Annotated in this window: 10 protein-coding genes; 7 read left to right on the top strand and 3 right to left on the bottom strand. The window is 50.1% G+C overall.

Going from position 1 to position 12,210, the window contains the following annotated elements:
• Genes LZ463_RS15930 through LZ463_RS15915 form a run of 4 tightly spaced genes read left to right on the top strand, consistent with a single transcriptional unit; the run spans position 1 to position 4,377 of the window.
• Entirely contained in the window at positions 1 to 1,431 is a 1,431-nt protein-coding gene (locus LZ463_RS15930) for a Wzz/FepE/Etk N-terminal domain-containing protein (RefSeq protein ID WP_241456814.1), read from the top strand.
• A complete protein-coding gene (locus LZ463_RS15925; protein ID WP_241456813.1) occupies positions 1,418 to 2,353 on the top strand; it encodes a polysaccharide biosynthesis tyrosine autokinase in 936 nt (311 codons plus the stop codon). Before LZ463_RS15930 ends, LZ463_RS15925 begins: the two co-directional genes overlap by 14 nt.
• 6 nt (positions 2,354 to 2,359) lie before the next feature.
• Positions 2,360 to 3,319, top strand: coding sequence for a glycosyltransferase family 2 protein (locus tag LZ463_RS15920; protein WP_241456812.1), 960 nt, complete (start codon positions 2,360 to 2,362; stop codon positions 3,317 to 3,319).
• Complete coding sequence (locus LZ463_RS15915) at positions 3,316 to 4,377, top strand: acyltransferase family protein (RefSeq protein ID WP_241456811.1); 1,062 nt, start codon at positions 3,316 to 3,318, stop codon at positions 4,375 to 4,377. Before LZ463_RS15920 ends, LZ463_RS15915 begins: the two co-directional genes overlap by 4 nt.
• On the opposite strand, the gene LZ463_RS15910 is transcribed toward LZ463_RS15915, so the two are convergent.
• The gene (locus tag LZ463_RS15910) at positions 4,357 to 5,679 is read right to left on the bottom strand and encodes an O-antigen ligase family protein (RefSeq protein WP_241456810.1); all 1,323 of its coding nucleotides are present in this window, start codon (positions 5,677 to 5,679) and stop codon (positions 4,357 to 4,359) included. The genes LZ463_RS15915 and LZ463_RS15910 overlap by 21 nt on opposite strands.
• Positions 5,680 to 5,726: 47 nt before the next feature.
• On the opposite strand from LZ463_RS15910, the gene LZ463_RS15905 reads away from it, so the two are divergent.
• Together LZ463_RS15905 and aceA are read left to right on the top strand one after the other, a co-directional pair.
• Entirely contained in the window at positions 5,727 to 8,162 is a 2,436-nt protein-coding gene (locus LZ463_RS15905; RefSeq protein ID WP_241456809.1) for a cellulase family glycosylhydrolase, read from the top strand.
• A gap of 323 nt (positions 8,163 to 8,485) precedes the next feature.
• Positions 8,486 to 9,784 carry an isocitrate lyase gene (gene aceA, locus LZ463_RS15900; RefSeq protein WP_241456808.1) on the top strand — a complete coding sequence of 433 codons (1,299 nt, stop codon included), beginning with the start codon at positions 8,486 to 8,488 and terminating at the stop codon, positions 9,782 to 9,784.
• 109 nt (positions 9,785 to 9,893) lie between these two features.
• Here aceA and LZ463_RS15895 read toward each other — a convergent pair whose 3' ends face one another.
• Both LZ463_RS15895 and LZ463_RS15890 read right to left on the bottom strand, forming a co-directional pair.
• Positions 9,894 to 10,403 carry an SMI1/KNR4 family protein gene (locus LZ463_RS15895; protein ID WP_241456807.1) on the bottom strand — a complete coding sequence of 170 codons (510 nt, stop codon included), beginning with the start codon at positions 10,401 to 10,403 and terminating at the stop codon, positions 9,894 to 9,896.
• A gap of 173 nt (positions 10,404 to 10,576) precedes the next feature.
• A complete protein-coding gene (locus LZ463_RS15890) occupies positions 10,577 to 11,368 on the bottom strand; it encodes a WecB/TagA/CpsF family glycosyltransferase (RefSeq protein ID WP_241456806.1) in 792 nt (263 codons plus the stop codon).
• Between the two features lie 120 nt (positions 11,369 to 11,488).
• On the opposite strand from LZ463_RS15890, the gene LZ463_RS15885 reads away from it, so the two are divergent.
• Entirely contained in the window at positions 11,489 to 12,154 is a 666-nt protein-coding gene (locus LZ463_RS15885) for a phosphoribosylanthranilate isomerase (RefSeq protein ID WP_241456805.1), read from the top strand.
• The last annotated feature ends 56 nt before the right edge of the window (positions 12,155 to 12,210 follow it).

The raw sequence follows: 12,210 nt of genomic DNA, 5'->3' as shown, positions 1-12,210 counted from the left end.
ATGATAAAAACATCCCCAAGCGAATTGGTGCTCTCGTTCGGCCAGATAGGCGCAATGTTGCGTGCACGTCAGGTTTTAATCATTCTGGTCACGATCGTTTCCGTTGCAGGTGCAATTGTGGCCAGTCTGCTACTACCGAAAACCTATGTGGCTACCGCTGATATATTTATTGATTACCGCATGAATGATCCCATCAGCGGTCGGCAATTTCATCCCATGCAGGACGAGAGTTACTTGCAAACGCAGTTCGATGTGATCAAGAGTGTGCAGGTAGCTGAGCGGGTGATACAGGCACTGGGTTTGCAAGCCAGTCCCGAAGGCAAGAAACAGGTACTCAGGTATGGCGAGCAGCGCGGACTCCGCGCGCTGGCCGAATCCATCGTCCGCAACACCGAAGTTTCCCCGCACAAAAACAGCCGCGTGATTGAAATACAGTATTTTGCAGGCGATCCCAAACATGCCAAGGAAGTTGCTAACGCCATCGTCAAGGCATACATCGATTTGTCTTTGGAGATGATGAATGCCCCGGCGAGGGCCAGGCGCGACCAATACAATGCGCAACTGGAATCAATGAGCAGGCAAATTGATGAGTTACAAAAGAAGCTGACTGCTTATCAGCAGGAATATCAGATCGTCGATGTTGATGAACGGTCAGACATTGAATCCAAACAGATGAATACCCTCAGTGCCCGTCTGGTCGATACGCAACTGCAAAGAGTTGAGGCGCAAGCCAAACGGCAGTCCCTGGAGAAGATGGTCAAGGAGGGCAATTTGCAATCGGACATCCCTGAAATTGCCGGAATTGGGCACATTTCCGGTTTGAAGGCGGCGTTGATTTCCCTTGATGCACAGTTGGCCAATGCCAAAATCACCCTGGGTGTGCGTCATCCCAAATACATTGCCATCAATGATGAGCGCCAGGCCTTGTTGGATAAATTGCAGAGAGAGTCGGCCACTGCATTCGAAATGCTTGGCGCCGCTGAGGCCCGATTGATGCAACAGGAAAAAGTCATCGAGGCAGAGATTGCTACTTATCAGAAGAAGACTTTTGAAAACAAAAAACACCGGGATGTGATCAGTTCTTACCAGCGTCAGCTCGATAGTGTGCAAAAAATCTATAACGCAGCCATCCAGAAATTTGATGAACTGCTGATGACCAGCAATGTTGCAATTTCAAATGCTTCCGTTATGCAGTGGGCTGAATTGCCGGAAAAACATGCCAAACCCCTGATGCGTAACAACATCGTATTTGGCATGCTTGCCGGCTTGGTGATGGGATTTGGCCTGGCTTTCCTGCTGGAGTTGATGAACCGGCGAGTGCGTTGCCTGGAAGACCTGGAACGTGAATTTGATGAGCCTGTGATGGCAAAATTAGGATTTGATGAAAAATTGATCAAGAATGGACAGGGTGATCTGTATGCTCGAAGCTGAGGCACCAGTCCCGTTGACATCAAAAATAGGGCGACTGGGTGAACTGTTTTTGCAAAAAGGCTTACTGACATCTGAGCAGATTGAGCAGGTCGCCCAACTGCAAAAAGAGAAGAAGCTGCGCTTTGGTGATGCTGCCCTGGCCCTGGGGTATTTGACTCAATCCGAGCTTGACCTTGCCCTGGGGGAGCAGTTTGGCTATTCAAGCAAGAACCTGATCAATGGTAGTGCTGATCAATCCCTGAAGTTTTTTTATTCCCCTTTCAGCAAAGAAGCCGAAGAGATCCGGCGTTTGCGTAGTGAATTGTTATTGAAATTCAGTAGCGCTGAGAAAATCAAGATTGCGTTGGTCAGTCCGGGTCAGGGGGAGGGTAAGTCCTATATGGCTGCCAGCCTGGCAATCGCCTTGTCTCAGGTTGGCAAGCGGACCTTGCTGATTGACGCCGACTTGCGTACCGGTTCATTGCATGAGTATTTTTCACTCGGGCAGCCGGATGGGCTCTCATCGGTGCTGGCCGGGCGCATTGCTGTCGAAAAAGCATTGATACAACTGATGCCTAACCTGCATTTGCTGCCAGCTGGCCCGCGGCCACCGAATCCACTGGAGATATTGCGTGCGCCACGCTTGCGTGAATTGCTGGAATCCTGTTCTGTGCAGTTTGATGCCTTCGTCGTTGATACGCATAACGCCATCCAGGCATCCGATGCACAAATGGTCGCTCACCAGACTGCAGGTGTCCTGCTGCTGGCCAGAAAAGATCACACCTATATTGATGATATCCGTCATGTCAAAGCTGATATGCAGGCTGCTGGTGTTGAAGTGCTGGGAACTATCTATAACCAGTACGACAATGCCAATACTTCTTTTGCTCCGTTTTCGTGGTTGTTTCGTTTCTTTTCCGGCTTGTTCCGGCGCAAAATCTGATTTCTCATGACAGATCTGAGTATTTGCATCTGTACTTATAAAAGGCCGGTCTTGTTGCGCCGCTTGTTGCAGGCAGTGCTGGAGCAGACGGGGCTTGTTGTCAGTATTGAAGTTGTGGTCGTCGATAATGATACGGAGCAATCTGCAGCTACGGTACTTGCTGAAATGGGCGCTGTACTTGGTTCGCGGCTGCGGTCTGTAAATCTGGCCAATCCGAATATCTCGCTGGCGCGAAATGCCGCCGTTGCCGCAGCCAGCGGCAAGTGGATAGTCATGATTGACGATGACGAGGTGCCCGTAGCAAACTGGCTGGAGCAATTGCTGATTGTGCAGCAAGCTCACAATGCTGATGTGGTCTTTGCCCCGGTGATACCTGACTACGCTGAAACCACGCCGGCATGGATACGTGAAGGCGGGTATTTCGATCGACGCCGGTTGTCAACCGGAACCCGGATTGATCATCGTGATGCCCGCAGCGGCAATGTGCTGATACGGCATTCAATGTTGCAATCGTTGGCGGCCAGTCAGCAGGGTGGTATAGGGCCGTTTGACCCTGCCTTTGGTACCACGGGTGGTGAAGATACCATGCTGTTCCGCCGGCTCGATAGTTTGGGGGCTGTCATGGTCTGGTGTGATGAGGCTCCTGCTTATGAGTTCATTCCTGCAGAACGGGCAACAGCCAGGTGGTTATTGCAAAGGTCTTACAGAACCGGGCAGTTATTCATCCGCACGGAGCTGGCCATGTTGGCTGGAAATAAAAAACTGCTGTCTGGTTTGGTATTGAGCATTCGCGCATGCGTGCAGTTTTTCCTGGCGCTGGTTTTTGCCTTGCTGGTTTTGCCGGTCAAGCCATTGAAGGCATTTGCCTGGCTGCGGATTGCTGTGTCACAGACAGGCAAGCTCAGTTATTTCTGGGGCAAGTCTGCACATGCTTACGGTAATCCAGGCGCGTCAGGCAAATCATGAGTGAACATCAACATCATCGCTTGCAAGCTCTGGATGGTTTGCGTGCATTATCCATTGCGCTGGTATTTTTCTCTCATGCCGGTTTTGGCAATGTAGTCCCAGGAGGCTTGGGCGTTACCATTTTCTTTTTCATCAGTGGCTTCATTATTACCAGACTGATGTTGTCCGAATGGGATGTCAAGGGCAAGATAGGCATACGGCAATTTTACGGGCGCCGTTTGTTTCGTCTGACTCCAGCCTTGCTGGTGTTTGTTGGGGTGTCGCTGACCCTGATGTCACTGGTTGGTGATGTCTGGAAAGGAACAGAACTGGCTTCCGTATTTTTCTATTTTGCGAATTACTATGGTATTTATTCCAGCTTCAGTGGGGAGTTGATCAAACAACCGTTGGCCATTACCTGGTCACTGGCAGTGGAGGAACATTTTTACTTCGTATTTCCTTTCTTGTTCATGCTGTTCGCTGGTGTGCCACGACGGTTTTTGATGGTTCTGGTCTCGGGCCTGCTGTTGATCCTTTTCTGGCGTATTTACCTGGTGTATGGCACAGGGCTGGCACAGCTGCCGCATTACCGGATTTATACGGCGACTGATACCCGGGCCGATTCAATTCTATACGGTGTTTGTCTGTCGGTCATCATGTCGCGTAATACGACGTTGTTTGAGCACTTGAATGGCTGGCGAGCTTTTACTGCAGGTGCCTGCATCATGTTGCTCAGTCTGGCTATCAGGAACGAAGAATTCAGGGAGTCGCTACGCTATTCATTGCAAGGGATCGCTTTGTTCCTGATGTTTCCCAGACTGGTGTTTTCGAAAAATCATCTTAACAGTTTTTTACAACTGCCATTCGTGGTGTATCTGGGGCGCATTAGCTATTCTCTGTATTTGTATCACTGGTTGGTGATTGGTCTGGTCGCACTGTATTTGCCAGAAACACATATCTTGATCAGACTGCTTGTGATAACTGCATGTTCATTATTGTTGTCGCATTTGTCTTACCGATATATAGAGCAGACTTTTCAAGCATTGGGGCGTCGTCTGCTAAACCTTTCCAAGGCTTGATAGCTGTCTTGCCTGCTTCAGTCTGCGTGTTGAGCAACTGACGGCTATCAGGCTGAAGATAAAAAACACATTCTGGAAAACAAAGCCACGAAACAAGCTGCTCTCTGTAAAATTGGTAATAACCACGACTGCCAGCATGGCGGACCAAAATGCAGCTTGCTGACGATCGAGGCGCGACAACATCACCAGTAACCACAACTGTGTCACCAGGGTCAGTATGACCAGGACCAGTCCTATCAGCCCCTGCTCATTAAGTATATCCAGATAGCCGTTGTGTGACTGCAAGGGTATCCAGTGCAGGGCATCAATTACGAATTGCGAGAGGCTATCCGGCCCCAGCCAGAACGCACCATAGCCCAAGCCTATCAAGTAGTGTTTGTTAATTTCCAGCCAGACCAGTTGCCAGATATCGGTACGCCCAGTCAGGTCGGTGCCCTTGCCAAACAGGCTGGCTATCGGTGAGGCAGCCTCTTGCCAGCTAGGCATACGTGATTCCTGCATGAAAAAGACGTATACGGCCATGGTCAACAGACACAAGACGACCAGGGAAGCCCTTGTCAATGAATAAAAAGACGAAATATGGCGTTTGCGTAACAGATGAAACATGCCTGTTGTCAGCAGGGTGATAATCATACTGGTGGAGCTTTTGCTCATGACCAGCATGAAAAAAGAAAACAGCAAGCCAAGCGCCAGATTGCGGATGCCGACTGTTTCTGTGCAGGATTTGATTTGCCATAGCAGAATGCTAAGTGCGGCGACCTGACCCAGCTCATTTTTTTGCGACAGGGCGCCGCGCCATGCGCCACCCAATTCATAATCTATCCCTATGCCAGGTACTGCCACTGCCATGAAAAAAGACAAGATCAGCATGCCAGTCAAGGTGTACAGCACATAATTGACGATTAGTTGCAATGGGCGTGCAGCCAGTTGTATGCTAAAACCTATCATGACCAGCCCATATAACTGTATGGCGCGTTTGAAGGTGGTGGCTGACAGGGGGGACCACAGGCTTGACGCCAGGCACCAGATCAGGACCAGCGCCAGGAAGGGATTCATGGCCCGGATATCTTTCAGTGTCTCTGGCAAATGTCGGTAGAGGATGATGGTGGCCAGAAAAAACAGGCTGCCCCATTGCAGCTTGGTGCTCAAGGAACCTTCCATGGTAACGGCCGATGAGCCCGTATAGTCCCAGGACAAACCATACGGCAACAGGGAGAAAACCACAAACAGAACGATCATCAGCTTGATGATGTTGGTTTCCAGTTGATTCAGGCTGGAGGGCAGTACGGGTAAATTTTGCATTTCTCAATACTGATGTCATGTGTTTGTGCGATATTCTAATGGCTACCATGTCAGTTGCGACCCAAACCATGAAGTATTTTCATTTTCCTGTCATTTCCATTCGCCGTTTTGCCTTGCTGGCGCCAATATGGGTCTGCTTGGCTATTGTTGCCGTCCCGGTAGCAGCAGGGGAGATTTCCTGGTATCGCTTTGAGGTCAATGAAGACAAGCTTGTCGGTGTGACTGATTTCGGTGGCATGAATCATTCGCTTGATGCCGGGGATCGCCTGTACGTCAAGGGCAGTCATTTTTTTCGCCTTGGGGCAGACAACAGGCAGGGTACCCGGGATGACAGTCGGGTAAGGCTGTTTGGTATCAGCCTGGCAAATGCTGCCAATTTTCCTGAAGAGAAAGATGCCCAGCGTTTGGCGCAGCGCCTGCGCAAGCTTGGTTTTAATGCTGTGCGTTTGCACCACCTTGATACGGTGCTTAGTGACAGTCAGGAGCAACCGCGTGGCATTTTGACGACAGCTGCCTTTCCCAGTTTTAATGAAGCGGCATTGCGGCGCCTGCGTACCTTGATTAATGCGCTGAAGGCCGAGGGTTTGTATGTCAACCTGAACCTGCATGTCGGCTATCAGTTCCGGCCAGCGGTTGATCAGGTTACACCCTTGACGCCAGGTGAGCAGATGCCTTTTGCCAGCCATCCTTTGCACCTGTTCGAGCCACGCATGATCAGCCTGCAGGCCGAATATGTGCAGCAATTGCTCCGTCGTCTCGAATTGAAGGATGATCCGGCTCTGGCCATGATAGAAATTAACAATGAATCGTCTTTGCTGGGGGCTTGGCAGCGCGCGCAACTCGATGGCCTGACAGGGGAGTATGAGCGTTTGCTCCAGCAAAACTGGCAGAAGTGGGTTCTGCGTCAGTACGGTAGCGCCGATCAGGCATGCGCAGTCTGGGATAGTTGTTCGATGGCCAGAAAAGGCATAGTCAATGTTAAAGCTGCAGAAGCGCAGATACTGGAATATGGTGAAGGCTGGTATGCCCGCTTGCAACGCTTTGCCAGCAAAGCGATGGTGAAACTTGGGCTGACCATTCCAGCCGCTTTGCAGCAGCAATATCGACTGCATCAGGCGGGAAATGGGCGTCGCGTACTCGATTATGTGCACTATCTGTCAGACATGGATGCGCAGTATTTGACTGTCATGCGCAAAACCATAAGGCAGGAGCTGGGTGACCTGGTCCCTTTGGCGGGGACGCAAGCTTATTTTGGCGGTGTCGCCACGGCGGATGCCCAGCAGTACATGGATTATGTGGATGAACATTTCTATGTTGATCATTATGACTTCCCTCATCAGGCGTGGGACAGAAATGACTGGCGCATTCGTGACGGGTCGGTACTGCGTGACGGCTGGCCGGCCTTGTTGCAGCGAGCCTACATGCGTGACTTGCGCAAGCCCTTTGTCGTGAGTGAATTCAATCAGGCTTATCCTAATCGCCAGTCGGCAGAAATTCTCCCCGTCATGAGTGCATTTGCCGCTGCCCAGGATTGGGATGGCTTGTTCCTCTTTCATTACATCGATGGTGACAACTGGCAGTCGGCACCTGACAGCTTTGGTTTGAGTGGACATTCCGGCCAGGTTGTAACGGCGGGTATTGCTGCGACGGTATTCAGGCAATTCCAGATACGCCCTTTGCCTGAGCAGATTGGCGTCAGTCTGTCGCCAGAAATCAGGCGCATGCTCGGCGGCTTGCGTGATGGTGTCAATGGCACCGGCTTTGCCGGTTATTTGCAGTCGCAGTACGGACTGGATTACCAGCATGCATTTTTCTCGCGTCTGGGAGTGCAGCATACGATGCAGGCGCAAACAGGTGGAGTAATTGCACACGTTGCGCGCTACGAAAAAAACTGGTCTGAGGATGACGATTTGTGGACAGCGCCCGGCGGACAACTGCGCTACAGCCAGGCTGGCCCCTGGTTGCTTGCCGACTCAAGTTATAGCAGGATATTTGCCGGTACGCGTAGTGGGCTGTCGGTCAATCTTGATACCGACAAATTACTGCCCATGTTTTCTGAAAAAGGCCGCCAGTATGGCGTCATCCTGCTGACCAGCCGTGATGCCCTGCCTCTGAAGCAAGCACGTCGCCTGTTGCTGGTTTTGTCTGGCGCAACAGCAGCGACACAGCCAAATGTCATACCGCAACGACCCAAGCAATTGATCAATTATGAGGGGCAGACGGCTTGGTGGACGCTGGAGCCGGATGTTAATACATCGAGCAAACCCTCAGGTGCTCTCAATGGCAGTGCGCCCGTCTGGCTCGAGCGTATTCCGGTCAAGTTGTTCCACGCGGCGCCCGGTAAAAAAATGACGGTGTATCCCCTGGATGGCAACGGGGCACGCATGAAAGCCTTGCCGACGACTGCCACCAGGCAAAAAAACGCGGGTTTTGAGCTCGATTTTGATTATCCGTCGCCCTGGTATGAGCTGGTGATTGAGTAAAGAAAATTTTGATTGAAAGTTTGCAAGACTTTACTGGTTCTTGAAACTTAATTTTCTTTGCGCAAAAAAATGAATTGCCAAATTTTATGATGTGAAGACAGCATTCCGCATTGTGAAATAATCCTGTGTTAATGCACAAATTATTTTTCTCATTCTGAGAAATATTATTTCGTATCGCAAAAAATCATATTTAACTACATGATTTTAAACGATAAAATATTTGTCATATGTCTTATATAAGACCTTGTTGCTACGCAAAAAATACCCTATTATTTCTCTCAACGGATTCACTTTTTCAATTGATTTGCCCACAGGAGAGAAGCATGACAACACGCGCACAACAAGTAGCAGAATTGCAAAAAGACTGGGATACCAATCCACGCTGGAAAGGTATCAAGCGTAATTACACGGCAGAAGACGTGATTCGTTTGCGTGGTTCCCTGCAGGTCGAGCACACCATCGCCAAGAAAGGTGCGATCAAACTGTGGGACTTGGTCAATAACGAGCCTTTCATCAATGCACTCGGTGCCTTGACTGGTAACCAGGCCATGCAACAGGTCAAAGCTGGCTTGAAAGCCATCTACCTGTCTGGCTGGCAAGTTGCTGGCGACGCCAACGTTGCCGGTGAAATGTATCCTGACCAGTCCCTGTACCCAGCCAATTCTGTTCCACTGGTTGTCAAGCGCATCAACAACACATTGACACGCGCTGATCAGATCCAATGGTCTGAAGGCAAAGACGACATCGACTTCTTCGCCCCTATCGTGGCTGATGCTGAAGCCGGTTTCGGTGGTGTATTGAATGCCTTTGAACTCATGAAAGCCATGATCGAAGCGGGTGCATCCGGTGTTCACTTTGAAGATCAACTGGCCTCCGTCAAAAAATGCGGTCACATGGGCGGCAAAGTATTGGTGCCAACACGTGAAGCTGTTGAAAAACTGAATGCAGCACGTCTGGCCGCAGACATCATGGGCACCTCCACCGTGATTTTGGCCCGCACTGATGCTGAGGCTGCTGATTTGCTGACTTCTGATGTTGACCCCAACGACCAGCCTTTCTGCACAGGCGAGCGTACTGTTGAAGGTTTCTACAAAACCAAACCAGGTCTGGAACAAGCAATTTCCCGTGGTCTGGCTTATGCAGAATATGCAGATTTGATCTGGTGCGAAACTGGCAAGCCTGACCTGGAATTCGCCAAGGCATTTGCTGACGCTATCCATGCCAAGTTCCCAGGCAAATTGCTGTCCTATAACTGCTCACCATCCTTCAACTGGAAGAAAAACCTGGACGATGCAACGATTGCCAAGTTCCAGAAAGAACTGGGTGCAATGGGTTACAAATTCCAGTTCATCACACTGGCAGGTTTCCATGCATTGAACTACGGCATGTTCAACCTGGCACATGGCTACGCTCGCCGCCAGATGTCTGCCTTCGTTGAATTGCAGGAAGCTGAATTCGCAGCAGCAGAAAAAGGCTTTACCGCCGTTAAACATCAGCGTGAAGTTGGTACTGGTTACTTTGATGCAGTGACACAAACTATTCAGCAAGGCCAGTCTTCTACGACAGCTTTGCATGGTTCTACTGAAGATGAGCAATTCTTCGATGCAAAAAAAGTAGCGTAAGCTTGTTTCTACTTGAGGTAAAAAGCCGCTGATCAGCGGCTTTTTTTTGGGGTTTGATGATGGTTTGATGAAGGTCTTTCTGATGTCTGTGCATCAGGTGTGATCTGGGTCAGATGGTTTCTGGCATCAATTCCAGTTGTTTGAGAAAATCGATAAACGTCAGAGCAACCAGGTAGAGGTTTTGCCTCAAGGCTTCTGGCGGTCTTGGTTCGCCGAAATCTTCCATATAGTCTTCTTCGCATTGTGCTTCATGGCGTTGGTCCCAGTAGAAAATTTTTCCTTTATCTTCTCCAGAGATGCCCAGGCAAATTTGCCCGGCACCGCCATCATCGGCGATGGGTATCATGCTCTGCGGCAGGCGACCCAGATAAAATGCATGCCGTACCAGTAAGCTATAAGCTGGCAGTTGATCATCTCCATAAAATGCGTTGAACAAGGCCAGTTTTGTGCTGGTGATATGCGCGGGCAAGGTTTGTATGGAACGGAATCCAACATGGGGATGATCCACAGACTTGCCTGCGAATGTCGATGCGCCGTAGCTGAGCAGAAATTCTCTATACACGTCATCTAGCCTGCAATCGAGTTGCCGCTCAAAAGCGATGACGTTCTCTGGAAGCATGGGGCGATGCCCTTGGTTAGTGATAGGGATAATGCCGCCAAGACGTGTAAATATGCTGGAGAAATGCATTTCAAAGACAATTGATCCGGTTTGAATCGCTGAAGTTAGTGTTAAGTTTTCTCATGCGTCAAATGTGCTTATCTGCGGGCGCAGGTATTTCTGTATGGGGTCACTCAGCGCCGATTTTTTTGTACTTTGCGCTCGCGTATCAGCAATCCTACGAAACGCCAGGCCTGCGTGGTATAGCGCTGCCATAAACGGCGTGGCTCGCTGGCCAGACGCCAGAACCATTCCATGCCTATTTTTTGCATCCATAGCGGTGCACGTTTTTTCTGGCCCAATGCAAACTCCATCGCTGCGCCCACGCACAAGATCAGTGGCACATTATCGTTGGTAAATTGCGCGCGGTAGCGAAATGCCAGTCTCTCCTGCTTGGGCATGCCCAGGCAAATGAAAAGAATGTTTGGTTTGGCAGCCTGTATGCGCTGTATTGCCAGATCACTTTCTGCGCCATCGGCAGTGAACTGCATGGATGGGCAAAAAATATCGACCTTGAGTCCGGGATAAGTTTTGGCAAAGGACTCCAGCAACAGGCTCTCTTGCCCGGGCATGCCGCCCAAAACAAAAATCGACAAATCCTTTTCTATGCAGCCACGGCATAGCGACACAAACAAGTCTGCACCAGTCACACGTTCTGGCAAGGGCAGGGGGCACATTTTGCTGGCCCAGATGATCGGCATGCCATCGGCAAAAATATAATCTGAAGTCGCATACAGTGTCTTGAACTCGGGCTCATACTCCAGCTTGGTCATATGGTCGACATTCGGCGTCACCACTACACGGCTGACATGATCACGGCTGCTGGCGACTTCCAGTAAATGCTGGTTTGCCTCTGCAAAACGCATATTGCAGATATCCAGGCCGAATAGTCGGGTAATGAGCGGTTTTGTTGCTGGTGAATTCATGGTGTCTGTGGCAGAAATGTACAATTGATTATCGCATAAGAGATGTTTGAAATTGCCTGTGGCATGAAGCGGAAGTGGTTTAAGCGGGTAAAATAAAGCAAACTCAATCAGGTGACTTTCATGCAACACAGAACCAGAATCAAAATTTGCGGCTTAACCCGAGCAGAAGATGTGCGCTTTGTTGTCGCGGCTGGGGCTGATGCCCTGGGCTTTGTATTTTATCCGCCCAGTCTTCGCTATGTCAGACCTGAGACTGCCGGGGTTTTGTTGCATGAACTCCCGCCCTTTGTGATGTCGGTCGGGCTGTTTGTGAATATCGATGAGGCAGGTTTGCAAGAGGTGATCAGCCAAGCTCCCGTCCAACTGTTGCAGTTCCACGGTGATGAAACGCCTGAACAGTGCGCCAGTCTGGCGGCCAGTGTCAATCGGCCTTTTATTCGTGCTTATCGCGTCAAAACTGACACAAGGCCTGAGGATTTGCTAGAATGTGAGCAGTCTTATCGCAAGGCTAGTCCTTTATTCAGTGGTTTATTGCTAGATACCCATGTTGACGGGTATGGCGGTAGTGGAAAGGTTTTTGATTGGTCTCTCATCCCAAAAGAGCTCGCGCCTCGGGTCGTTTTAAGTGGTGGCTTGAGCGTACAGAACGCGACTGGCGCAGTTAGTCAGGTTCGCCCGTTTGCTGTCGACATCAGTAGTGGTGTCGAGGCGGCAAAGGGTATCAAGGATGAGTCCAGCGTGCGCGCATTTATTGAAGCGGTGCGTCTGGCAGACAATCAGGAATAGTGATGTTGCATGGATTGTTGTCCAGGTACATCGCTTTCAAGCCAGTTTGAAGGAAA

The organism is Undibacterium paludis, assembly GCF_022568815.1.
Taxonomy (GTDB): Bacteria; Pseudomonadota; Gammaproteobacteria; order Burkholderiales; family Burkholderiaceae_D; genus Undibacterium.
This window is presented reverse-complemented; position numbering and strand designations above follow the sequence as displayed.